Raw genomic sequence first — 23270 nt, 5'->3', positions numbered from 1 at the left:
CCTCCTATAAAATGATTTCCTTGTGCCGCGTCGCGTGGCAGTTGATGTTCACAGCAACCGGCAGGCCGGCGATATGGGTCGGGTAGTATTCGATGGCTACGGCAATGGCTGTCGTCTGTCCGCCATAGCCCTGAGGGCCGATGCCCAGGCGGTTGATCTCATCCAGCAGCTCCGCTTCAAGGTCCTGGTAGAAGGGTTTGGCATTGGGCTGATCCAGCGGGCGCATCAGCGCCTTCTTGGCCAGGGCAGCCGCCTTGTCAAAGGTTCCGCCCAGGCCGACACCGACCACGATGGGCGGGCAGGCATTGGGTCCGGCTTCCCGGCAGACTTTCAGGATGAATTCCTTGACGCCGGCCAGACCGTCCGAAGGTTTGAGCATCTTCATCTGGCTCATGTTTTCTGAACCGAAACCCTTGGGCGCGACCTGGATTTTCAGGCGGTCGCCCGGAACCAGGGACAGATTGATGACGGCCGGGGTATTGTCTTTGGTATTGATCCGGTTGAGGGGATCCTCCACCACGGACTTGCGCAGGAAACCGTCGGCATAGCCCTGGCGAACGCCTTCATTGATGGCGTCTTCCAGCGTGCCGCCCACCAGATGGACATCCTGACCCAGTTCAACAAATACTACAGCCATGCCGGTATCCTGGCACATCGGCAGCTGTTCCTGAGCGGCCAGGTCCGCATTGTTGATGATCCGGCCCAGGGTATCCGAGGCCAGGATCCATTTTTCCTTCTTCTGGGACTCTACCAGACGGCCCTTGACGTCCTCCGGCAGATAATAATTGGCGTCCATGGCCAGCTGACGGACAGCTTTGGTCACTTCGCCCACATTGATTTCTCTGATTGTACTCATGTCGTTCTCCTCTCCGGGATCTTCTCGTTCTTGCGCCTCGCGGCACGATATCGGTTCTCAGTTTGGCGCCTTCGGCCGGACAGTCAGCCCGGCAGCCGGTAATCGGGATGAATCGCAGCCGGCCTTCGGATCACCCGGCTTTTCTCCTGATTCGGTCTTGCCAAAATCAAGCTTACGCCATATGTCTGGTTTCGTCAAAGGCCTGCCATTGCTGGCAGGCCTTTGCTGGTTCCGGTCCAGCCGGGGATCGCCTGTGCTTAGCTGTTCTTTCTGCGACGGCTCAGGGCCAGGACCCGATTCATTTCATTGTTGACGATCATGTAACCTTCATCGACGCCCATGCCCGGTTTGGCCAGACACTGAGTGGCTCCGCAGGCCATGGCGATGTTGGTCAGGATTTCAGCGGAACGGTTGGTTTCGTTGCAGGTTCCGCCGCTGTATGCTCCCTTGCCGGTCTTGCGGCAGTAGAGCAGGGCTTCGATGGTGTTGTTGACGCCACCCAGGTCAGGTGTCTTGACCTGGAGCATGTGGCCGGCGTTGGCATCGGCAAAATCCACGACGTCTTCGTAGGTGTTGCACCACTCGTCCGCTACGATCTCCACGTCCGATCCGGCTTCGGCCAGGTAACGGGTGATTTCAGCCAGGGCCTTGATCTGAGCTTCGCGCTCATCCACATCGACCGGTCCTTCGATCCGGAGGTGGTAGGGCTTGGCGATTTCGCCGAGCTCGGCAACATATTCAGCCACGCGCTTGAAGTCGTTGGCAAAGGCCTGTCCGATGGTGCCGTATACGTCGATGTGCAGGATCGGCTCATAGCCTTCGCTCTGCTTTTGCTCGGAAATACGCTGTCTGAGCCAGAGCACATAGTCCTTCAGGATCTCGCCGTTGCGGCCGAGTTTTTCTTCCACATTGTTGATCAGGGCGTGGGGGAGGACATCGGCTCCCTTGATGATCATTTTGTCTACGTTGTTGTAGCGGTCATCGCCGGACTGAGTAAAGATCGGAATCCGCTTCAGTTCGACGCCGGTCTGGTATTCATCCACCACGACTTCGGCCATGGTGCGGTGCTGGCTCTTGGCCACGGCATCCAGAATCGCCTGGGTGACGCCGTAACGGATTGCGGTATGGAACTTCTTGCCGTTATGCTCCATCGCATCGACTTCTTCAGCCAGTTCCCGGAAGGAAGTCAGTTCCCGTCCGATCAGCTTGGGCGCGATCTCAGATTCGATGACCGGAATGAAATCCTGTGCCAGGAACAGCGGATCCCGGCCGCCGGCTCCGGAGTACTGCACGGCAGCACATTCGCCCAGGGCTACCTGTCCGTCTTCGAGTACGAGCATCACGGAGATGGCTTCGCCCTTCTGGCGGATCTTGGAGAAGCCTGGGGTAACGGCTTCGCCGGTGTAAAAGAATCCGTCGTGGCCTGCGCCCTTCTTAATGGCTTTCTGATCGTCAAAGTAAAAGCCTGTAGTCCCTTCTGATAAAACAACGTCGATGATCTTCATTTGAAACTCCTTCTTTCCTCAAGTGGTTGGGTTGTTTTTTATTTGAATCGAATCACGGGATCAGGCGATCCCGTGATCCGGGTATCAGTAAATAATCCTGGAGGTTATTCCGGCTTGTAGATATTATCCTTCTTGGTTTCCGGGCGTCCGATCAGGCGGCCGCGGCCGACGGCATAGATGTCGTCAACGGTCATCTGGAAGCCGATGTTGCGCTTTTCAAAGGCAGCGCGCTCGTTCAGCTTGGTCCGGTTGATGTCCTTAACTTCATCGCTGAAGGGGATGTTGCCGAACAGCAGGTAGCGGATGGCGCCGGAATTGTCGCGGGCCGGCATCATCTTGCCCTGGTTGTATTTGCTGGGAGCGAACGGGATATCCATGATGCCCATTTCAAAGGCCTTGACCGTTCCGATGGCCAGATCGCCGTGACCGACCTTGTAGACGGCGTCAACGATGCACTGAACTTCGGCTTTGATCAGTTCGATTTCGTTCTTCAGTTCCAGGGAGGACGGCAGGCGCTGTCCCTGAAGCAGTGACAGAACCATTTTGGTGTCCTTGATGCCCTGCGCGTTAGCTTCCTTGGTAGGAATACCGACCGCTTCATGCGGGGTCTTGACGATAACCTTGGTGGCTCCGGACAATGCCGCTGTCATAGCTCCGAGGGAAATCAGGCCGAACGCCCGGGATTCATCCTCGGGGAAACCGCCCATCCACTGATGGAACACGGTGGTGACAAACACGTCCTTGTGTCCTGCCATTTCAAGGTATTCCTTGGTCTGCTCTTCCAGGGCACGAATGGCTGCCACGTCCTGAATGACGTTGCCGCACTGGCCGTAACCGACGGTGATGTTCTTGACTCCCTGCTCCGCTGCGAGGAGAGCTTCCACAATGGCAACCGCGTTGCTGGTAGAAGGCGGAACCAGGGTTCCGGTCAGGGGACCGAATGGTTCGCGGTTGATCTGAATGCCCTGCTCCTCGTAGAAGCCGACCAGACGGTCGCAGTACTGCCAGTCGAGGACAGTCTTTTCCATGGGCACGGATTTGGCGTAAGGGATATTGTAGGAAATTCCGCCGCCTTCATTGGAGGTCCAGCCGCCGGCGTGAATGATTTCTGCCAGCAGACGTCCGTCCGGTGTGCCGTGACGGGCCTGCAGCGGCAGGTTGACGGATTCCAGCACCTTGCGGCAGGCATGAACGCCGTGGTTGACGACCGGGAATCCGTTGAGCAGGCTTCGGCCGGCTTTGATGGATTCGTCGATGCCGATCTGGCATTCGTGATACCGGTTCTGGCGGGTATAGGAGTCAATGGTGGAGGGCAGCAGGTCCGCTCCGCCTTCATCCTGCAGGTAGCGCAGCAGCTCGATGTGCTCATCGATCAGGGCGACACCCGCTCTGGGCTGAGCCAGCGTCAGCCGGTTCTCCTTGGCCCAGCGCAGCTTCTTGGCAAAGTTCTTGTGATCCGGCAGAGCTTTCAGAAAGTCCACCGCTTCCTGCAGGTTGACATCCTTGCCCGTCGGCCACTGAGCGAGGACTTCCTGGCGTTCCTCGAAAAATTCGGCTTCGGTCAGCTTTTTATTTTCCAGTTTTCTCATGAATTGTTCACTCCCGTTGTTTCTCTATTTTTCTATTTCCTGCGGCATTTGGAATGGACTTCCCCTCCATAGCCTGTTACCCGTTGACGATATATTTCTTCATGATGCGCACGGCCAGATCCTTATCCTCTTCGGCCAGAAGTCCCATGGCAGACAGAATATACTCTTTGTCCACCAGAAAGTTCGGCTTCACCGGCTTTAGGGCGTTGATCTCATCCTGGCGATAGGTGCCGGCTTCGAGTATCTCATGCGGATGTTCCGAATGGATCAGGACTCCGCCGGTTCCGATCATATAGCGCACTTCCAAGAGATCCTTGCCCTCCTGGGAGTACATGATGCCCATGGGCGAGTAAACGGCTTCCACCGTGCCGGCATGACGGGACATGGAGTGATCGGTGGCAATCTTGGCCATGGCCTGATCAAAGTCCTTTTCATCCTCCGTCGTCGGGACGAGCCGGATGTTCTGGGACCGGCGCCGGCATTCGGCTTCCACATCCTGGTCCTTGTTGCTGAGGTATTTCTTCATTTCCCTGGTGGATGACGCTTCAAACAGGGACAGAGCGGAATACCGCATGCCCAGGTCCCCTTCCACCGTTCGCTTGGCGAAGGGCTCTTCCAACCCCCGGAAGGTGACGCCCGGTTTGGTCGGCATGCCGGTGCAGATGGAATGAATGTCGGTGGTCGCGCCGCCGATGTCGACAACGATCAGATCCCCGATGCCTTCTTCCTCGTCGGACCCCTGGGACAGGGCTTCCGCTGCCTTGAGCACCGCCTGCGGTGTGGGCATCAGGATGCCCGAGATGAAGTTCTGCGCTTCGCCCATGCCCTTGGCCTGGATGATCCGGGACATGAAGACCTTGCGGATCGCTTCCCGGGCCGGATCCACATCCAGCACATTGAGGCGGGGCATGACATTGTCGGTGATGTAGTATTCCATATTGGACTGGTCAAAGATTTTCCGGATTTCGTCCCGGGCACTTTTGTTGCCGGCCACTATGATGGGTTTTCGGATGTAGGAACCGGCCAGCATTCCCGCGTTGAAAATGATGGTTTCCTTGTTCCCCCCGTCGGTTCCGCCGGCCAGCAGGATAATATCCGGCTTGAGCTGGCTGATTTCACTGATTTCGTCCGATGAAAGATTGAAACTGTAGGTTTTGATGACCCGCGCTCCGGCACCCAGGGCAGCGCGCTTGGCTGCTTCCGCGGTGAGATCCGGCACCAGACCGATGGCCACCATTTTCAAGCCTCCGGCTGCAGAAGAACAGGCAAGCTTCTTAATATAGTGAGCCTGCCTGCCTAACTTTGCATGGATCTCCTCCATGGCGGTATTGAACCCATCCATGATGTTGGTCTCTACCGTGGTGATGGCTTTGGCGGTGGCGGCAATTTCTTCTTTCTCGGTATCTACGGCTGTCAGCTTGGTGTAAGTTGACCCGAAGTCGATGAGAAGATAATATTCCATTCGCCTATGCACCTGCTCCTTCCCGAGCCGGCACATCCATTTTAAGATCCACCCTCAGATCCGCGATATCCTGTTCCACCGGTGTTCCGGGCTTGTAAACCCGGTCAAATCCCATATCCTTGAACCGGGCATGCACTTCATCCCAGTTCTGCTTGCCGACTACGATGTTGCCCCCGACATAAAGGAGGATGTCCTTGAGTCCGGCTTCATTGCACTTGTCGCGCATGCCGCGGCAGTCGATTTCCCCATGACCGTACAAAGAGGAGACAATGATGGCATCCGCATCGGTTTCGATGGCGGCATTGATGAAATCTTCCTGGGAGGACAAAACGCCCACGTTGACGACTTCAAAGCCTGCTTCTGAGAACGTGTAATCCAGAATCTTATTTCCGACTGCATGGCAGTCTGCACCAATGACACCTATGACCAGTTTCTTCTTTTCCATGTTGATCCTTCCTGATTTCCCTTTTTTATCTTTTTTTACTGCTTCGTCTATTTCTTCTTCTGTGGATTGTTCGGTCTGTTTCTTCTTTTATTCAGTTTCTTTTGCCTGACCTCTCGGTCTGGTTCTTTCGGCTGTGTTAATGTCTCTTATTTTCTTCTGTTATTTCGTTCGTTATTTTCGTTCGTTATTTTCGTTTGTTATTTTCTTCTGTTTCTTCTTCTGTCTTCATGGTCTTGTGATTTCAATGAATGAGAACGGTGACTGTGAACCCCTTCCCTCGTCTGGGCCGGATCGCATCAGACGATGTTCAGCTCCAGGAGATTCTGCTTGAGGGTCTTGAGTGTGCCTTCATCCAGGTTGTACAGGAAGGGAATGATCCGCTCCTGTTCGACATAGGTCCTGACGTCCCGGAAACGACCGGGTGATACGATGATCTGATCCCTGTCTGCCAGAATCCGTTCCAGCTGGTCTGGGTCCTGGGTATTGGTATACACCAGATCCAGATCGGTCAGACCGGCATTGTCGAATGCCTGCTGCACCTTGCTTTTGAATTCATCGGAGATGCAGACAAAAGCCAGCCTGGTCTCCCGCGGCAGGCGGGCGATCCGAACGATGGTCTTCAGGTCGGGATTGATCGCGACCCCAAGGACGGTTTTGCCGAAGCTCTCAACATACTCGAGCACTTCGGGGACATGGTTGAAGGTTGAAACAATAACTTTGGCCTTATACAGCAGCAGTCTGGTCTCATCCGTCATCTCAATGAGGTCGGCGATGGTCAGAGGATCGCATTTCATGTTCGTCCCTGCTTCGATCTGCTGGGCAAAGTACCTGGCCTGTTCGGTATTGCACTCAATGTACACCGCGCTGGCTGTCCGGATCAGATCCAGTTTCTCTTCGACGCGCTGTTCCACCAGATGCAGGAAATCCTTCGCTTCCATGCCGTAGTCCAAAGCTTCCTTCATTCCGGCATCCACCAGATGCAGAATCCGCTCATGAACTTCGCCATGGATGATCCGGTCCGATTCTTCGGCGACAAACGTTCCCTTTCCCTGCCTTGAAATCAGAAGCCCTTCTTTTTCCAGGTCCTTATAGGCAGCGGATACGGTATTGCGGCTGATTTTCAGATGTTCGGACAATTCTCGTTCCGTCGGCATCTTGAAGCCGGCAGAAAGTTCTTTTGATCTGATTTTATCGGTTATGGCATGCTTGACCTGCTTATACAGGGGTATGCCTGAACCTTTGTTAAGAACAAGTTCCATAATCCCACTCCATTCAAATCCATTATAGTATGAACCCTGATTATTTCAATCAAAATTTCAGTACCATTACAGGCCATTGGAGACTGAAAACCTTTACTTTTTTCAGTTATATCAATCCATTAAGTGCCATTGCATAAGTTTGTGCATAAGTTGTCACTCGTTTTTTCAAAATGAAGGGATTTATGACGTCGTGTAATGGATATCAGGCCAATTCTGCAAGATCGGACGGTCCTCCATTCAAAAAACCCGTCATTTTTTCGGACCCAAATTCCCCCAGGTTTCGCTTCGTTTACAAATTGTTAACAATTACCCAGGGATTCTTCCCTGCCTCATCCCCTCTGACTTAACAAATGATGGGAATGACAGCAAAAATTAGGAAGAAAGGCAGTTGTTAACAAAACCCTCCCGCTCCGTCAATCATTGTTAAACGTCAGTTCACTCCCCATTGAAAAACTGATGGGATAATAGCAGAACAGGCAGGAACAAATCCTGGTCTGTCATCCGATCAGCGGATGCTCCCGCATGCCCCGATATTGCTGGCGCAGCCGATACTCAGCGGATGCAGCCAAAGAGCTGTCAAATGCCTGTCAGGTACCTGTCAAAAACCTGTCAAGCCCCATTCAACCAGCGATCACCCACTCTGCCAGCGGCGGATCTACGATCGATTCAACACCTATTCAACACATCAACTAAGGAGGAAACAATGGAAGGAAAAACCGGACGCGGGATGCATCCCGCAGACAATAAGACAGAGCTGTTCCCGAAAGGGGAAGAAATTATTAAGGAAGAACTGGCAGAGCAGCCTGGAAAAGAGAACCGGATGGCGACGGAACCGATTTATGAAGATGTCAGCGTGAAGGGTTATGGCCGGCTGAAAGATAAAGTGGCCATTATTACGGGCGGTGATTCAGGCATCGGCCGGGCGGTTGCCATCGCCTACGCCAAGGAAGGCGCTCACCTGCTGTTAGCCTATAAGGACGAGCATGCCGACGCTGACCTGACGAAAGCGGAATGCGAGAAGCATGGCGTCCGGGTGGTGACACTGGCCGGAGACATCGGCACTCCGGAGTTTTCCAGGCAGATCATCGCCCGAACCATGGAGGAATTCGGTCAACTGGATATCCTGGTCAACAACGCTGCAGAACAGCACCCTCAGCCCAGCCTGCTGGACATCACCGATGAACAGCTGGAAAATACGTTCCGCACCAATATATTCGGCATGTTCTGCCTGACCCGGGAGGCCCTGCCCCATCTGAAGGAAGGTGCCAGCATCATCAATACCACATCCATCACTGCCTTCCGCGGCAATGACCAGCTCATCGACTACTCTTCCACCAAGGGAGCCATCGCCGGTTTTACCCGAGCTCTGGCCGCAAACCTTGGCGCCCAGAAGATTCGGGTGAATCAGGTAGCGCCGGGACCCATCTGGACGCCTTTGATTCCCTCGACCTTCTCCGGGGAAGGCCTGGATAACTTCGGCCGCGGCGGCCTGCTGGATCGTCCCGGACAGCCGGTGGAACTGGCAGAGGCTTATGTCTTCCTGGCCTGGGACTATGCCTCAAGCTTTATCACAGGTCAGACCATCCACATCAACGGCGGTGAGATCATCAACGGTTAGCATTCCGTTTCATGGCCTCTGAATCAGCCCGATCTTTCGATATCAACTCAATCAGTCAATCCATTCGATATCAACTCAATCACTCAATCCCTTCGATATCAACTCAATCACTCAGCCCCTTCGATGTCAGATCAGTCAGCCTGACAGTCAGCCCCCCGTACTTCCGGATACCTGGAAGAACGGGGGGCTGGTTTTCTTGGTACTGATATTAGTTTGATGATTCCTTTGAGTTTCAAAACCGGCAGCCGTCGGGACGGTTCCACTCTAAGGCAGGTGCCGGCTTTTCAAGGTGACTTCGCATATATTGACGCAGTGGTTCCCCACCCGCTTCAGATGAGAAATCACGTCAAGGAACAGGATGCCGGAAGTGGTCGTGCATATGCCCCGATTGAGCCGAATGATGTGCTGATCGCGATAGGTCCCTTCGAGCCGGCCGATCTGACGTTCCAGATCATAGATGGTTGAAGCCAGGTTTTTGTCGCCGTAGCGGAAGGAGTCAATCGCCACATTGATCGCTTCAATCACATACTGATACAGATTGACGATTTCCTGGCCGGATTCGGTGGGTTCGGCCGCGGATAGCTTGACCAGAAAGCTGGTGATCTGAATCTCCAGGTAGTTGATGTAATCTTCGTTGCCCTGAATTTCCTCAAAGTCCCGATCATCCTTCTGCAGGAACGCATCCACCGCCATCCGGATATTTTTCCGGGCATAGTCGGCCATGCGCAGCGTTTGCTGAATCACCTGCTCCTCCGCAATGGTCGGTGAGGTAATCATCCGGCTGTCCAGCAGCGGCGAAGTCGTTACCTCCACATCCTGCCGGCGTCCCGGCAGGATATCCGTCAGCCGGATCAGCGGACGGATCAGGGGGGATACCACCAAAACCATGGCTAAATTAAAGAGCAGATGCAGATTGGCGATCTGCAGGGGCTGGCTGCCATTGGAAAAGCGGCCAGAAAGCTCAATGAGAACTCCGCTCAGCGGAAGCAGCACCAGCACACCGGTGAGATTGAACAGAAAATGGAGCAGGGCTACGCGCTTTCCGTCGCGCTGAGCGCCAATGGAAGAGAGCAGCGCGGTGGAAGTCGTTCCCAGATTCGCCCCGAGAATAATAGGGAAAGAGGCGGACAGACTGATCGAACCATTGGCTGCCAGCATGATCAGAATCGCCAGCGTAGCAGAGGAAGACTGGAGCAGCACTGTGAGGCCGATCCCCAGGAGCAGCGCAAAAAACCAGTTATCTCCCAAAGAGGCTGTAATGCCTTCCAGATCGTGGGCAAATTCCGGAACGGATATGGAAAGCTCCAGAAATCTCAGGCCGGCAAGCACGATGCCCAGTCCAAGAAAGATCAGTGCCAGATCCCGCTTCTTCTTTTCTTTGGCAAATATGTACAGATACGCCCCGATCAGAAAAAAGACCGGCATGAAAAAGCTGGTATCAAAGACCAGTATATGATTTTTCAGCGGGGTGGCTAAGTTCGCCCCCAGAACGATCCCGGCGGCCTGTGCCAGGGTAATGATCCCCGAATTGACCAGTCCCATGGCCAGAATCACGGTGGCGGAAGAAAACTGCAGCACCAGGGTCAGAAACAGACCCACAGCAAAAGCTCCCATCGGGTTCTGCGTCAGGCGTCCGATCAGTTCCCGCAGTTTTCCCCGAGCGACGCTTTCCAGTCCCTCCCCTAAAAGTTTTACTCCAAATAAAAATAAGGCGACGCTGCCAAACAGGTTCAGCAGCTCCAAACTCAATTTCATGACAATCCTCCCATAGACTGGCTAGCCTGATTTTACCACAGGGACTCCCTGTCTGTCGCTCTTCAGGAATCCGGCCGGTGAGGTGAAGTGCTCCGATACTCCAACCATCCGGACTGTTCACCTCTGACATGAAACTCCCCGGCGGAAGCATCGCAATGCGTCCGCCGGGGAGTGATCGGAGGGTGGTTCATACAAGGGGGTGAACAGGAGAAATTATTGAAGTGTCGTCATGCCGGTTCTTTCCGGGATTCTGATCAATAGCGCAGGATCGCCAGGTACGGCTCCGGCCGGGAATCGTCCTCGTAAGCCATTGGCTTGATTTTCGCGCCGGTCGCAGTCAGATCATTGATGAGGCTGTCCAACTCCTGCGAATCCTCGCTGATGTACTGCTCATTGACCAGGAATTCGGCGACGCGCCCTTCCTGAGCCAGCTTGCGGATTTTAGCCAGATCCGTCTCGGCCCGGTTGTCACTCAGCGCCACGGAGGCCATGTCGGTGGTCTTCTGATATTTTGCCTTGCGCCGGTCCTCCATGATTTTGGTGACGGTATCCCGGATCTGATGGGCATTCAGAGAGTCGAGCGGTTTATCGATGGCTGCCTCCGCGTAGAAGTCGCCTTTGGCGATTTCCCGGAAGGCAGAAAGATTTTCCGTTGTTCCGGACAAAATTACGGGCATGGGCTGATCTTTGTACAGACGGGTAAACGCGTTATCCAGATACCGGAAATACTTTTCCCGGTCCTTGCGCTCTTCTTCAGCTTTGGACCAGCCGCCGTGATAGGATCCGACCAGTCCGTTGAAGTTGCCGGAGCCTCCGTCTGAATCCGGATCGAAGTCGTCAAACAGGTCATAAAAGTCCTGTTCCAGACCCGCCGGACGAACCGCCTTTACAGTATGTCCGTCAAAGTAATAGAGCCTCAGCCGGTTTCGGCTGATATCAGCCAGGAATGCTTCCGGTTCGCCTTCCTGATATCTTAACAGGGGCAGGACATGGAATTCATGGCCGATCTTGATCGAAGCCGGAACAGGATAGGTGAGATGATGAATCCGAGTTTCGGCCTCTGAGGCGAGAATGCCAATGCCTCCCTTGGTACGGTTCCAGAACATGATGTCCTTCTGGAGCTGGTTTAATTCATCCATAACCCGGACCAGGGTTCCTTCCGGGAACTCCTTCAGTTTTTCCTCGGCGTCTCGTAATAGATTCTTGAATACGATGGGGTCCTGACGATTTTCAGGATCGGAGAGATGTGTCGGCATGAACAGGGAGAGTTTCGCTCCATCGGTTTGCTTCATTGGCTGCTTGAGCGTTTCATTCATATCCATCGTCCTCCAGTTCTTATTTGATGAGCTGGATCCCTGAGGGGATCCGGTCAGGCGAAGTCGATTTTCGTTGATATTATTCCTATCGTTATATTTTATATAATTATAGCAACGATTATCTCAAAATAGTGTCAAACCGGAAAACGTTAAGAGAAGTTTTATAGAAAAGTCTTATTTGATGAAAAAGAGACACCCGGTAAAGGATGTCTCTCTTATAACGAACTCAGGAGCTCTCTATCTGGCAGGTTCGAAAGGGATGCCCCAAGTCCGCATCGGCAGGGACAAATCCCGAAGGGCAGCGGACCGGACCGAAGTGAGTATCAGTACCGCTTCCAGGTGTGCTTCATGAACAGCAGCAGGATCGGATAGATTTCCAGGCGGCCGGCGATCATGCCGATGGTAAGAACCACTTTGGAGAAATCCGAAAAATCGTTGTAGCTGTAAATCGGTCCGACCATGCCCAATCCCGGGCCGATGTTGTTGAAGGTCGCGGCCACAGCGGAAAAGCTTGAAACGAAATTCGGCACATCCGGTGATACCAGCAGCACCAGTCCCCAAAAGACAATGCAGTAAATCACGAGATATTTCAGGACGCTGTCCGTCACGCTTTTCATGACCGCCCGGTTCTCGTACCGGACCACCAGGGTCCGCTTGGGCTCCCGCACCCGGCGCAGTTCGGACAGAGCATTCTTGGCCAGAATCCCGATTCGGGATACCTTCAGACCGCCGGCGGTGGATCCGGCCATGGCGCCTACAAACATCAGCAGCAACAGGATGATATGGGTCTGCATGGGCCAGGTCGCGTAATCCACTGTAGTGAACCCAGTTGTTGTAATGATGGAAGATACCGTAAAGAAGACATGGCGCAGGCGTTCGGTCAGTGGTCCGTAAAGGTCTTTCAGATTATAGGAAATGAAGACAATCGCCCCGGCAATGATGGCCAGGTACCAGCGCAGCTCCTCATTCTTGTACACAGTCTTCCAGTTGCCGAACAACAGGAAGAAATAAAGGTTAAAATTCACACCGAACAATATCATGGCGATGCCCAGAACCATTTCGATATAAGCGCTGTTATAGGGCAGCACTGAACCATTGCGGATGCCAAACCCGCCGGTGCCGGCGGCGCCAAAGCCGTGCAGCATGGAATCAAACAGTGGCATGCCGCCCAGCATCAGAAACAGTACCGTCAACGCCCACATCCCCAGGTAGACGATATAGAGAATCCGGGCGGTGCTGCCGGTTTTGGAGACGATTTTGCCAAATACCGGCCCAGGCACTTCCGCCTTCATGATATGGACGGTATCGTCTCCCATTCTGGGCAGGATGGCCATGGTGAACACCAGGATTCCCATGCCGCCGATCAGATGGGTGAAGCTGCGCCAGAACAGCATGGAATGTGTCAGCGCCTCCACGTCAGTCAGAATACTGGCTCCGGTGGTGGTAAAGCCCGAGGCTGTTTCAAACAAGGCATTGACCAATGACGGAATCTGGCCCGAGATAAAAAAGGGCAGAGCACCGAAAAAAGACAGCACCACCCAGGACAAACCGGTAATGACGAGACCCTCCTTGGTATAGAGCTTGTCGATCACCGGCTTCTTGCGTCCCAGCAGCGCGCCGCAAATGACAAGCAGCACCATGGTAATCAGGAATGACCAGGCGTTAATCGGCGCTTCGCCGTAGATCAGAGCCACGGCCACCGGAAAGATCATCAAACTGGCTTCAACCCATAAAACCCGCCCGATGGCCCAGCCTACAATTCCATAGTTCATGCCTTGCCCTCCAGAATATCGTCGATATCGTCAAACAGCTTGCTGGTTGTGACCACCAGCACCTGATCGCTGGACTGAATCGTCGTATTGCCATCCGGATAGATGATCTGGCTGCCGCGCAGGATGCAGGCAATGATGGCGTCTTTGCGGATTTTCAGTTTGCGCAGCGGGACGTTCAGTGCTCGGCTTTCCTTGTTGATGGTGAACATCAGAGCTTCGGCGTTGTTGCCGGCAATCCGATAGATGTCATCGACATTGGATGACCGGGATGATTCCACCGAGCGAACTTTTTTCAGAATCCGGTTGGCCACCAGGAACTTGGGGGTGACCACCGCGTCAATGCCCTGGTTCTGGAGGAGCTTCAGGATGTTGGTGCGGTTGACCTTCGTGATGATCTTCTGCACGCCTTTGTGGAGGCCGAACAGCGAGGCAATGATGTTCTCCTCGTCAATTCCGGTAAGAGTGACCATGCAGTCATAGGATGAAATCCGGGCTTCTTCCAGAAAATCCTGATCGGAACCGTCACCCTGCAGAATCCGGGCGAAGGGAAGCTGTTCCGACAGCTCTTCTGCCCGGGCTGGGTCCACCTCGAGGATGGTGATTTCCTTGCCGCTGGATTCCAGGAGCTTGGCCAGATAGAACGAAATATGGCCGCCTCCCAGAATCAGGACGCTGCGGATGGTCTTCTCAGAGCGGCCGACCAGCGTGTAGAAGTTGCTGATGGCACTGCGCTCCCCGACGATAAAGAAGTTGTCGCCGGTCTGAAGTCTGGTGGTGCCGTCCGGAATGATCACCTCGCCATTGCGCTCGATGACCGTAACCAGAATAGCTCCAAACCGCTGCCGGAACTCTACCAGGGGCATATTGTGCAGTTTGCTGCCCGGATCGATGTGCAGTTCAATCAGACTGACCCGGTTATTGGAAAAACTTTCGATATTCAGGGCATGGGAATTCCGGATCAGCCCCGCAATGTGGAAGGCGGCCTCATAGTCCGGATTAATCAGCACATCCAGCCCCAGTCCCTGATTGAGCATGTTGTTCTTGTTGGTATAGATGGGATTGCGGACACGGACCGTGGTATGGTGAGCTCCCAGATGCTTGGCCAGGATCGCCGCGATCATGTTGACCTCATCGGAGCTGGTTACGGCAATGAACATGTCCGCCCGATGGATCTCCGCTTCCATCAGCGTTTCATAGTCCGCCGCATTCCCCACAATTCCGGTGATGTCGTTCATGTCAATGATATCCTGAAGGATCTGTTCTTTCATTTCTATTAAAAAGACGTCATGGTTGGCCTTGGACAGTTCCTGACACAGGAACGTACCAACTTTCCCCCCGCCTCCGATTACAATTCTCATACGTACCTCCTCATGCGGTATAGCCATTATACCAGCCTTTTTCCGTAGTTACCAAACGGTCCGTCGGTCCCTGTGTCCCGATCGGATCCGCCTGTGTCTTCAGGTCCGGGCCAGGCCGGGAATTCGGCCAACGGGATGCTCAAACCATGCCCCCTGGACAAAGCAGGTGGTATCGTCCTGGATCAATGGCCGGACCGAAAACCCCTTCGGATCCAGCGGAGCAAACACAATCACCGCTTCCCGGATGCCGCCGCCGAATCCCTGGATCACCTGATGCAGGTTGACAGGATCCGGCCCAAATACCTCATGCAGAATCAAGGTATCCTCCTGGATCTCAGCAATCATCCAGGAGTTCTGCTCCTCCAGATAATACACCGATTCCGGCATGAACTTCGTCAGGTAGAACAGCAGCAGGGGTACCGGATCCTGAAGCCACATGCGGTGCTGAATCGCGCTGGCACGAATCGCTTCCACCAGCCGGGCCCGGTCTGCATCACTTTGCAGCGGCAGGCTGCGGACGCGGGCAGTGCCTTGATTGATCACAGCCTTGTAAAACTCCTGCTCGGTATGGGGACGAAAGCCAAATTTAGGATAAAGGCCGACCACCGAGTCATTGGCATAAAGAAACCACCCGTCTGTCTGACCGCCAAAATCCCGGCGAACCTCATCCAGGAGAAGCCGGATCCAGCCTTTTCCACGCTCGGACACCCGTGTCATCACGGTTCCCAGCTGCAGCAGCCGAGCCGGCCGGTTGTCGTCCAAGAACACCATGGGGCTGACCGAGACATTGGCAATGACCTCACCCTGTCGAAAAATCGAATACGGGATATACTTCTCATTCCAGCACCCCAGTTGATACCAGTCTTCAAAATCCAGTCCAAAGACAGAAGTCGCCAGCCGGTTAAAGGACGCTCTTTGTTCCGGATCTGCCTGATAGCCTTTGATCAGGCGAATCGGATCCGATTCCGTCATTTGATTCATCCTCTGCCCCTCCTTGTTAATCGTTCTAAACTCATTATAAAGGATGATGATTTCTCGCGCGAATGCGATGGTTCATTCCGGGGATCCTCCGAATAGTTCCTGTATGCGCAAATGCAGTCCTGGATAAGCAAAGCCAGCCCTGCTGCCAAACCTGCCTCCGATCCCTGGCAGGGATGACCATGGGCGTTTATGATCTGAAGTCGGAAAGGACTCGTAATAGAGAAAAAAAGGATGTTTCCAATGCAATGCAAGTTTGAAAACATCCTTTTGATATTCGATTGGTGGTGAGATCCTTATCTCTTGGAGAACTGAGGAGACTTACGAGCTTTCTTCAAGCCGTACTTCTTTCTTTCCTTCATTCTGGAATCTCGGGTCAGGAATCCTGCTCTCTTCAATTCCGGTTTGAGGTTCTCATCGGATTTGACCAGGGCGCGGGAAATTCCGTGGCGGATTGCTCCGGCCTGTCCGGTGGTTCCGCCGCCGTGGACGTTAACCAGGACATCAAATGTGGCTTTCATTCCAACGAGTTCCAGCGGCTGATTAACGATCAGACGGGTGGTTTCCATCGGGAAATAGTTTTCGAATTCTCTCTTGTTGATGATGACTTTGCCTTCACCGGGAACAAGTCTTACTCTCGCAACGGATTTCTTTCTTCTTCCTGTGGCCATGTATTGAACTTTTGCCATTTACTGATTTCCTCCCCTTAGTACTTCAGTTCCAGAACTTCTGGATTCTGTGCAGCGTGAGGATGTTCGGATCCTCTGTATACCTTCAGCTTTGTTGCCATCTGACGGCCAAGGACACCCTTGGGCAGCATTCTTCTGACAGCTTCAGTCATTGCGAATTCAGGCTTCTTTTCCATTACCACACGGTAAGGAGTTTCCTTCAGTCCGCCCGGATACAGGGAATGATGACGCAGCATCTTCTGATCCAGCTTCTTGCCGGTCAGAACGACCTTCTCTGCATTGATGATTATTACAAAATCACCTGTGTCTACATTGGTAGTGAACTCAGGTTTATTCTTTCCTCTCAAGATTGATGCAACCTGACTAGCCACTCTACCAAGAGGCTTTCCGGCAGCATCGACGACATACCATTTTCTTTCAATTTCTCCAGCTTTCGCTAAATATGATTTCATCTTTAAACCTCCCGTTTTACTGTCCGCTGTAAAAAATAGGATTCGGGGCTAGTGAATCCTTACTTTTTCATATAACAAACATTAGTATTATATTACACGCATCGGCGTGTGTCAAACGAATAATGCACTTTTTCGACCTAGAAACAAATTTTTCTCAGACGGGGTACAATGATCGGATGAATCACCTTCATGATGCGTCCAACCAGCAGCGCTGAGAGCACGGTTCCTTCGCGCACCCCCGACACATTTTTCAGGAATAGAAAGGACAGCAGAATCGCTGTGGTCACCACAGTGGTATCCAGCATGATTTTCACATCGGAAAAGGTCCGTTTGGGGAACAGTCGGTCGCGTACGGCCACGGTCAAAGCCTCCATGGGCATGTTGATGAGGTTGACATTGACATAGAGAACGACGCCGATACTGATCAGGAGCATGCTGATGCCCAGCATCAGGAGCTGTCCGGGGTAAGTCGGAATTCGGAAATCCCCCAGCAGTACTTTTGTAAAATCCACAAAGTAGCCGAACAGGACGGAAAACAGGAGCTGCGTCAGATCGATCCAGCGGAATTTTTTGCCCAGGAGTATCATCTGAAGCGCGATGTAGATCAGGTAGCTGGCCATAACCATAAGTCCGAGATTCAGGCCGGTGATCAGGCTGGCGACATAGGGCAGCGAGCTGACCGGGGATACACCCAGTCGGGAATTGACGGAAAAAGCGACGCCCAGAGCCAGGATAAACAGGCCGATGACATAAAAGAGGAACCGAACGGCCAGTTTGGCCGTGGGCCGCGGCAGCTGCATCAGCATATGACGTGCCTCCCGTGGTTGTCCCATGCTGTCTGAGGATGGGAAGATTTATTCATTTGTTTCAATGGATTCACTCCTTGTTCTGATGGGTTGCTGCGGTGATGGCCGCGCGGTCGTTGTCCGGATTCTGTCCGGGACTGGCTGTGGGTCTGAATACGCGATGAATCAGGAGAATCAGGAGATTGTAAATTAGAAAAACGGCCCCAAGATAGACCGGCCGCGGCAGCTGGCTCAGCTGTTCGGAAAACATCGGGGGAAACTCAAAATAGCTGTAATTTCCCTGGATCCTTGGATTGAGCCAGAGGACAAACAAATTGAAGGCATTGGTGAAGAACAGACTGAAGATCAGTCCCTGCCTGGTCAGGCGGATTTCCTCCACCGCCAGGAGATAAGCCACGGCCCAGACCATCAAAATGTGGCCGCCAAAATAGGTAAAGCTGGTAACGTGGGGAAAATGCATCGGATAAACCACCGGGAAGACTAAGGCCAGGACACCCCCGAAGGTTCCCCAGTAGACCGCCAGGTGTCTGGCCCAGGACTGTCTGGTCAGAAGTGCCAGCAGAATGGCCAGAATGGCTGTGCGGCAGATATAAAGGGGCAGTCCGTCACCCAGTGTAAAGGTCCCGGCCAGCGCGTACCAGCCATACTGGGTTACCTGCTCCAGCAGCAGCCCGCCGATGAGGAACCGGCGGAGTCTTTGACGAGGATCCCGCTTCAAGGGTTCCCGCCAGTTCCGGATCATCCAGATTCCGGCCAGAGTCAGTCCCATCAGCAGAAAGTGGACTGGGGTAAACAGCGGAAACCGGTAATCTTCCCAGTTTCCGCGAAAAAAGTAATCCAGCATCGCCTTAAGATCCATGAAAATTTCCATCCCGTCCAATATCCTGCGGGTCATAGGCAACGCCTTCCAGCATCAGGCCCCGGGCCGGAGCCACCCGTCCGGCTTTGAGACGGTCCCCGTGTATTAAGGCCTCCCTCACCTCTTCCAAGGTGCGGGTTCCGTGTCCGACATAGAACAGGGTGCCGGCGATAATCCGGACCATGTTGTACAGAAATCCGTCGCCTGACACCGTCAGGGTAAACACGCGGTCCTGCCGGTCCAGGCGGATGTCATAAATCGTGCGGGTAGTGGACTGGACGGAGGATCCGGTGGATCGGAAGGCCCGAAAATCGTGGGTGCCGCGGAAAAGCTCCAGGGTCTGGCCAATGGCCGCGAAGTCGAGCTCCCCTTTTTCCTGGGCAACGTACTGGCGGCCGACTGCCAGATCGGTGTCAGAATTAATGAACCGGTAGCAGTAGGTTTTGGCTCGGGCATGCTTTCGGGCATGAAATTCCGGCGGCACGGCAAAACTTTCCCGGATCCGGATGTCCGCCGGCAGAACGTTGTTCAGCGGGAACTTGATCCGGTCGGGAGGGATCGCGGATGCGGTTCGAAAGTTCATGACATAGCAGCTGGCGTGGACGCCGGCATCGGTGCGGGAACAGCCGGTGACCCGGACCGTCTCGCCGGTGACGGCAAGGATCGCACGTTCCATCTCATTCTGCACCGTCCGGCCGAAATCCTGAGCCTGCCAGCCGTTGAATCCGGTCCCTTCAAATTCCAGGACCAGCGCGATGTTGATCAAATCCCGGGTCATCTCGGTGCTACCACAGACCAAGGTGCGGCAGGCCGGTCACAACAACCAGCAGCAGGTAGAGTGCCAGGGCTCCGTAAGCCAGGAAATCACGCTTTCGGTAAGCCAGTTCCTTCATGCGGGTCCGGCCTTCCCCACCCCGGTAGCAGCGGGCTTCCATGGCCATGGCAAGGTCCTCGGCCCGACGGAAGGACGATATGAAAAGGGGCACCAGCAGCGGAATCAGACTCTTGGCTTTCTTGACCAGGTTTTTTGAATCAAAGTCGGCTCCGCGGGCCATCTGAGCTTTCATGATCTTATCCGTTTCATCCATCAGAGTGGGAATGAAGCGCAGCGCGATGGACATCATCATGGCCAGCTCATGGGCGGGCATCCCGAAGCGGCGGAACGGGTTCAGCAATTTTTCAATGCCGTCGGTCAGCTCAATCGGCGACGTGGTCAGCGTCAGGAGTGAAGTGCCCATAATCAGAAGCACCAGGCGCAGACTCATGAACAGAGCCAGCCGGAGACCTTCCCGGTAAACCCGGAGGAAGCCCAGCTGCAGAATGGGATCGCCGCTGCCCCCCGTCAGGAACAGGTTGAGCAGTGCCGTGAGCAGAATCAGCATGAAGACGCCCTTGAGCCCCTTGTACAGGAACTGGAATCTGACTTTGGCCAGGTAGGTAATCAGCAGGATAAAACCAAAGACCACTGCATAGGCCGTATAGGTCCGGACCAGGAACAGGGAGGTGATGAACACCAGGGTTGCCAGAATCTTGGTTCGGGGATCCAGCCGGTGGATCACCGAATCACTGGGAATATACTGACCCAGGGTAATATTCTTGATCATTTGCACTCACCGCCTTTTCCCAGAGCTGCCGCAATTGCTTCGGCCGCCTCCCGGACATGGATGATGTCGGAAGGCACGTCAAAGCCGTGTTCCTTCAGCCGGCGCATCAGATAGGTCACCTGAGGCGACGCCAGGCCCATGGCTTCCAGCCGGTCCGCCTGGGAGAAAATGACTTTGGGTACATCCGCCATGACGACCTTGCCCTCATACATCACCAGGACCAGGTCCGCCAGATCGGCCACATCCTCCATGGAATGCGATACCAGGATCGTCGTCATGCCGTAATTCTCATGCAGCCGCTTCAGCTGGGACAGAATCTCCTCCCGGCCGCGGGGATCGAGTCCGGCAGTCGGCTCATCCAGGATGAGGACGCGGGGCTCCATGGCCACCACACCGGCTATGGCAACGCGGCGTTTCTGACCTCCGGAGAGCTCAAAGGGACTTTTATGCCGGTATTCCTCAAAATCCAGGCCCACCAGCTCAATGGCCCGGCGGACTCGGCCGGCGATCTCGTCTTCGGTTAAATTAAGATTGCCCGGACCGAAGGCCACGTCCTTCTCGACGGTTTCTTCAAACAACTGATACTCCGGATACTGGAACACCAGTCCCACCTTTTTGCGAATGTCCGATTTCTTGACGTTCTCGGCATGGATGTCCACCCCATCGACCAGAATCCGGCCTGAGGTTGGCTGAATCAGCCCGTTGAAGTGCTGGATCAGCGTGGATTTTCCCGAACCGGTATGGCCGATGAGAGCCACAAACTTTCCTTCCGGGATTTCCAGACTGATGTCATCCAGCGCCTTTTTGGCAAAGGGCGTTCCGGGTGAGTATTCAAATGTTACATGTTCTGCTTTAATTGACATAATATACCAACCATTTCATCGATGGTCAGAATGTGCGTATCGATCGGGATGCCGGCTGTCTGAAGCAGATAGGCGACTTCCGTGACCTGGGGCACATCCAGCCCGATTGCTTTAATTTCCTGAACCCGTGAAAAGACATTGACCGGAGTATCATCCATCATGATGCTGCCTTCCTCGATGACCACGATGCGGTCAGCCTGGACGGCTTCTTCCATATAATGGGTAATATGAATGACGGTAATGCCGTAATCCCGGTTGAGTTCGCGCACTGTTTCCATGACTTCCTTGCGGCCGGAAGGGTCCAGCATAGCCGTCGGCTCATCAAAGATAATGCACTTAGGCCGCATGGCAAGGATTCCGGCGATGGCAATGCGCTGCTTCTGGCCGCCGGACAGCAGGTGCGGTGCATGCTTGCGGAATTCGTACATCCCGACTTCCTTCAGTGCCTTCTCCACCCGCTGGCGGATCTCCTGGGGCGGAATCCCCAGGTTCTCGCAGCCGAAGGCTACGTCCTCCTCCACAATGGTGGCTACCATCTGGTTGTCCGGGTTCTGGAATACCATGCCGGCCCGGGAACGCACTTCCCAGGTATTGGCGGGGTTGGTGGCGTCGATGGAATCGACCCAGATCCCGCCGCGAACCGGCAGCAGCAGCGCGTTAAAATGCTTGGCCAGCGTCGACTTGCCGGATCCGTTGTGACCCAGGATGCATAGAAACTGGCCCTTGGGAACCGTCAGCGTGATATCCTTGATGGAATATTGAATTTCGCTCTCGGGGAGCGCAGTCTGATTTCCATCTTCATCGTATTGGTGATAATAATGATAAAGATGTTCCGTTCTGATCATTGGATCGCCGGGCAATCCCGTTTTTTCGTCCATAGCATGGCCCATCCTGACGTTAAATTTTTGCTGGCCGCACAATGACAGCCAGACTTTTAAAATTGAGCATAATTGTACTTCTAAATTATATATGAAGGGGAACGAGTTCTCAATGTAAGGGCTTGTCTTCCTCGAGATTTACCAGTACAGATTCCCCGTCCGGACTGATGGAGGATCCTGAATAAGTGTCCGGCATCCTTTCTCCCGGATCCAGGCTGCCTTGCCTTCCGGACTCTTCCCTGCCGTCACAGAGCGGCGGCGCATCCTGTCATTGGGTTGAAATCCCTCCGGCGGAGGATTATGATGAAAGAAAGGGGATGATTCCATGACGAAAAAAAAGTCGATTCTGATCGCCCTGTCGACGATCCTGTTCTTCGGATCGTTCTTCCTGACCTGGCTGGATTATCGAACCCAGACCGATCTGACGGGCCTTGACTTTGTACAGCAGTATCGGTTCCTGATATTGGCACTGTCTCTGCTGGCAGTTATTCTGCTGGTCCTTGGACAGTATTCCATGACCTCAGGACTGTTTGTCCTGCTGTTTCTGGCGGAGCTTTTCTACGCGTCTGCCCGGAATATGAACCGACTGGCGCCCGGTTTTTATCTGTCACTGATCATGACCGTGGTCACCGGCGTGCTGGTAATGACCATGAAGGATCAGCCCAGCCGAAACATCCTGCGCCGGCACGGAACGACGTCCCTGCTGCAGCAGGATGAACCGGAAGCTCAGGAACAGACGCAGCGCTGATCTGTGGTCAGCACCTGCTTCCTGCGATTGCTGGAGAATAACCCTCTCCAGTCTTTGGAAATTAATTCATTCTATGACAAAAGCCGGCTGTGAGCCGGCTTTTTCATATTGGGGATTAAACCAGTTCCAGGATGGCAACTTCCGCTGCATCGCCCCGTCTTGGTCCCACTTTGTAGATTCTTGTGTATCCGCCTTCGCGTTCTGCGTACTTCGGTGCGATTGTGTCGAATAATTCGGCAACCACCGCTTCCTCCGTGATAAAGGCCAGAGCCTGTCTTCTTGCATGAAGATCGCCTCTCTTGCCGAGAGTGATCATTTTTTCAGCAATGGACTGGGTTTCCTTGGCTCTTGTATAGGTTGTCTGAATGACACCATGCTTCAGGAAGTTTGTTACAAGGCTTCTCAGCATGGCTCTTCTCTGGTCAGTACTTCTGCCAAGTTTTCTTTCAATAGCCATT

The 23270-nt window shown here is 53.9% G+C and carries 22 protein-coding genes; 2 read left to right on the top strand and 20 right to left on the bottom strand.

What is annotated here, in order from left to right:
• Window positions 1-4: 4 nt before the first annotated feature.
• The 6 genes from NQU17_14700 to NQU17_14675 all read right to left on the bottom strand — a co-directional run bounded on the left by NQU17_14700 (window position 5) and on the right by NQU17_14675 (window position 7116).
• Window positions 5-847: a fumarate hydratase gene (locus NQU17_14700; GenBank protein UUM13533.1), complete on the bottom strand. Its 843-nt coding sequence runs from the start codon at window positions 845-847 to the stop codon at window positions 5-7.
• 266 nt (window positions 848-1113) lie between these two features.
• Window positions 1114-2361 carry a methylaspartate ammonia-lyase gene (locus NQU17_14695; GenBank protein UUM11841.1) on the bottom strand — a complete coding sequence of 416 codons (1248 nt, stop codon included), beginning with the start codon at window positions 2359-2361 and terminating at the stop codon, window positions 1114-1116.
• Window positions 2362-2465: 104 nt separating this feature from the next.
• Window positions 2466-3950 (bottom strand): methylaspartate mutase subunit E, encoded by a 1485-nt coding sequence (locus NQU17_14690; protein UUM11840.1) that lies wholly within the window; start codon window positions 3948-3950, stop codon window positions 2466-2468.
• Between the two features lie 76 nt (window positions 3951-4026).
• Entirely contained in the window at window positions 4027-5412 is a 1386-nt protein-coding gene (gene glmL / locus NQU17_14685) for a methylaspartate mutase accessory protein GlmL (protein UUM11839.1), read from the bottom strand.
• A gap of 4 nt (window positions 5413-5416) precedes the next feature.
• Window positions 5417-5857 carry a methylaspartate mutase subunit S gene (glmS, locus tag NQU17_14680; protein UUM11838.1) on the bottom strand — a complete coding sequence of 147 codons (441 nt, stop codon included), beginning with the start codon at window positions 5855-5857 and terminating at the stop codon, window positions 5417-5419.
• 296 nt (window positions 5858-6153) lie between these two features.
• Complete coding sequence (locus NQU17_14675) at window positions 6154-7116, bottom strand: GntR family transcriptional regulator (protein UUM11837.1); 963 nt, start codon at window positions 7114-7116, stop codon at window positions 6154-6156.
• 703 nt (window positions 7117-7819) lie between these two features.
• Here NQU17_14675 and NQU17_14670 point away from each other — a divergent pair.
• On the top strand, window positions 7820-8734 hold the full coding sequence (locus NQU17_14670) for an SDR family oxidoreductase (protein ID UUM11836.1): 915 nt from the start codon (window positions 7820-7822) through the stop codon (window positions 8732-8734).
• 264 nt (window positions 8735-8998) lie between these two features.
• On the opposite strand, the gene NQU17_14665 is transcribed toward NQU17_14670, so the two are convergent.
• The 13 genes from NQU17_14665 to NQU17_14605 form a co-directional block, all read right to left on the bottom strand.
• Window positions 8999-10489, bottom strand: coding sequence for a Na/Pi cotransporter family protein (locus NQU17_14665; GenBank protein UUM11835.1), 1491 nt, complete (start codon window positions 10487-10489; stop codon window positions 8999-9001).
• Window positions 10490-10743: 254 nt separating this feature from the next.
• Window positions 10744-11805 (bottom strand): hypothetical protein, encoded by a 1062-nt coding sequence (locus tag NQU17_14660; protein UUM11834.1) that lies wholly within the window; start codon window positions 11803-11805, stop codon window positions 10744-10746.
• 323 nt (window positions 11806-12128) lie between these two features.
• Window positions 12129-13577 (bottom strand): TrkH family potassium uptake protein, encoded by a 1449-nt coding sequence (locus NQU17_14655; protein ID UUM11833.1) that lies wholly within the window; start codon window positions 13575-13577, stop codon window positions 12129-12131.
• On the bottom strand, window positions 13574-14935 hold the full coding sequence (gene trkA, locus NQU17_14650) for a Trk system potassium transporter TrkA (protein ID UUM11832.1): 1362 nt from the start codon (window positions 14933-14935) through the stop codon (window positions 13574-13576). The genes NQU17_14655 and trkA overlap by 4 nt, the downstream gene beginning before the upstream one ends.
• Window positions 14936-15034: 99 nt before the next feature.
• Complete coding sequence (locus NQU17_14645) at window positions 15035-15916, bottom strand: hypothetical protein (protein UUM11831.1); 882 nt, start codon at window positions 15914-15916, stop codon at window positions 15035-15037.
• A gap of 293 nt (window positions 15917-16209) precedes the next feature.
• Window positions 16210-16602, bottom strand: a complete 393-nt coding sequence (gene rpsI / locus NQU17_14640; GenBank protein UUM11830.1) for a 30S ribosomal protein S9 — start codon at window positions 16600-16602, stop codon at window positions 16210-16212.
• A gap of 17 nt (window positions 16603-16619) precedes the next feature.
• Complete coding sequence (rplM, locus tag NQU17_14635) at window positions 16620-17054, bottom strand: 50S ribosomal protein L13 (protein UUM11829.1); 435 nt, start codon at window positions 17052-17054, stop codon at window positions 16620-16622.
• A gap of 137 nt (window positions 17055-17191) precedes the next feature.
• Entirely contained in the window at window positions 17192-17860 is a 669-nt protein-coding gene (locus NQU17_14630) for a DUF6198 family protein (protein ID UUM11828.1), read from the bottom strand.
• A gap of 70 nt (window positions 17861-17930) precedes the next feature.
• The gene (locus NQU17_14625) at window positions 17931-18719 is read right to left on the bottom strand and encodes a TIGR02206 family membrane protein (GenBank protein UUM11827.1); all 789 of its coding nucleotides are present in this window, start codon (window positions 18717-18719) and stop codon (window positions 17931-17933) included.
• The gene (truA, locus tag NQU17_14620) at window positions 18709-19497 is read right to left on the bottom strand and encodes a tRNA pseudouridine(38-40) synthase TruA (GenBank protein ID UUM11826.1); all 789 of its coding nucleotides are present in this window, start codon (window positions 19495-19497) and stop codon (window positions 18709-18711) included. The genes NQU17_14625 and truA overlap by 11 nt, the downstream gene beginning before the upstream one ends.
• A gap of 7 nt (window positions 19498-19504) precedes the next feature.
• Entirely contained in the window at window positions 19505-20323 is an 819-nt protein-coding gene (locus NQU17_14615; protein ID UUM11825.1) for an energy-coupling factor transporter transmembrane protein EcfT, read from the bottom strand.
• Complete coding sequence (locus tag NQU17_14610; GenBank protein ID UUM11824.1) at window positions 20320-21186, bottom strand: energy-coupling factor transporter ATPase; 867 nt, start codon at window positions 21184-21186, stop codon at window positions 20320-20322. The genes NQU17_14615 and NQU17_14610 overlap by 4 nt, the downstream gene beginning before the upstream one ends.
• Window positions 21162-22064 (bottom strand): energy-coupling factor transporter ATPase, encoded by a 903-nt coding sequence (locus NQU17_14605; GenBank protein ID UUM11823.1) that lies wholly within the window; start codon window positions 22062-22064, stop codon window positions 21162-21164. The genes NQU17_14610 and NQU17_14605 overlap by 25 nt, the downstream gene beginning before the upstream one ends.
• A 325-nt stretch (window positions 22065-22389) precedes the next feature.
• On the opposite strand from NQU17_14605, the gene NQU17_14600 reads away from it, so the two are divergent.
• Window positions 22390-22812 (top strand): hypothetical protein, encoded by a 423-nt coding sequence (locus NQU17_14600; GenBank protein ID UUM11822.1) that lies wholly within the window; start codon window positions 22390-22392, stop codon window positions 22810-22812.
• 115 nt (window positions 22813-22927) lie between these two features.
• Here NQU17_14600 and rplQ read toward each other — a convergent pair whose 3' ends face one another.
• Window positions 22928-23269 carry a 50S ribosomal protein L17 gene (gene rplQ, locus NQU17_14595; protein UUM11821.1) on the bottom strand — a complete coding sequence of 114 codons (342 nt, stop codon included), beginning with the start codon at window positions 23267-23269 and terminating at the stop codon, window positions 22928-22930.
• Window position 23270: the final 1 nt, after the last annotated feature.

The organism is Clostridiaceae bacterium HFYG-1003 (genome assembly GCA_024579835.1).
In the GTDB taxonomy this organism is placed as follows: Bacteria; Bacillota; Clostridia; order Clostridiales; family Clostridiaceae; genus JG1575.
Note: the sequence above shows the minus strand (reverse complement) of the source record. Positions and strands in the feature narration are given on the sequence as shown.

Coding starts and splice junctions, on each gene's coding strand:
- NQU17_14695 (UUM11841.1), bottom strand. CDS start 2,361: ATGAAGATCATCGACGTTGTTTTATCAGAAGGGACTACAGGCTTTTAC.
- NQU17_14690 (UUM11840.1), bottom strand. CDS start 3,950: ATGAGAAAACTGGAAAATAAAAAGCTGACCGAAGCCGAATTTTTCGAG.
- glmL (UUM11839.1), bottom strand. CDS start 5,412: ATGGAATATTATCTTCTCATCGACTTCGGGTCAACTTACACCAAGCTG.
- glmS (UUM11838.1), bottom strand. CDS start 5,857: ATGGAAAAGAAGAAACTGGTCATAGGTGTCATTGGTGCAGACTGCCAT.
- NQU17_14675 (UUM11837.1), bottom strand. CDS start 7,116: ATGGAACTTGTTCTTAACAAAGGTTCAGGCATACCCCTGTATAAGCAG.
- NQU17_14670 (UUM11836.1), top strand. CDS start 7,820: ATGGAAGGAAAAACCGGACGCGGGATGCATCCCGCAGACAATAAGACA.
- NQU17_14665 (UUM11835.1), bottom strand. CDS start 10,489: ATGAAATTGAGTTTGGAGCTGCTGAACCTGTTTGGCAGCGTCGCCTTA.
- NQU17_14660 (UUM11834.1), bottom strand. CDS start 11,805: ATGAATGAAACGCTCAAGCAGCCAATGAAGCAAACCGATGGAGCGAAA.
- NQU17_14655 (UUM11833.1), bottom strand. CDS start 13,577: ATGAACTATGGAATTGTAGGCTGGGCCATCGGGCGGGTTTTATGGGTT.
- trkA (UUM11832.1), bottom strand. CDS start 14,935: ATGAGAATTGTAATCGGAGGCGGGGGGAAAGTTGGTACGTTCCTGTGT.
- NQU17_14645 (UUM11831.1), bottom strand. CDS start 15,916: ATGAATCAAATGACGGAATCGGATCCGATTCGCCTGATCAAAGGCTAT.
- rpsI (UUM11830.1), bottom strand. CDS start 16,602: ATGGCAAAAGTTCAATACATGGCCACAGGAAGAAGAAAGAAATCCGTT.
- rplM (UUM11829.1), bottom strand. CDS start 17,054: ATGAAATCATATTTAGCGAAAGCTGGAGAAATTGAAAGAAAATGGTAT.
- NQU17_14630 (UUM11828.1), bottom strand. CDS start 17,860: ATGCTGATGCAGCTGCCGCGGCCCACGGCCAAACTGGCCGTTCGGTTC.
- NQU17_14625 (UUM11827.1), bottom strand. CDS start 18,719: ATGGATCTTAAGGCGATGCTGGATTACTTTTTTCGCGGAAACTGGGAA.
- truA (UUM11826.1), bottom strand. CDS start 19,497: ATGACCCGGGATTTGATCAACATCGCGCTGGTCCTGGAATTTGAAGGG.
- NQU17_14615 (UUM11825.1), bottom strand. CDS start 20,323: ATGATCAAGAATATTACCCTGGGTCAGTATATTCCCAGTGATTCGGTG.
- NQU17_14610 (UUM11824.1), bottom strand. CDS start 21,186: ATGTCAATTAAAGCAGAACATGTAACATTTGAATACTCACCCGGAACG.
- NQU17_14605 (UUM11823.1), bottom strand. CDS start 22,064: ATGGACGAAAAAACGGGATTGCCCGGCGATCCAATGATCAGAACGGAA.
- NQU17_14600 (UUM11822.1), top strand. CDS start 22,390: ATGACGAAAAAAAAGTCGATTCTGATCGCCCTGTCGACGATCCTGTTC.
- rplQ (UUM11821.1), bottom strand. CDS start 23,269: ATGGCTATTGAAAGAAAACTTGGCAGAAGTACTGACCAGAGAAGAGCC.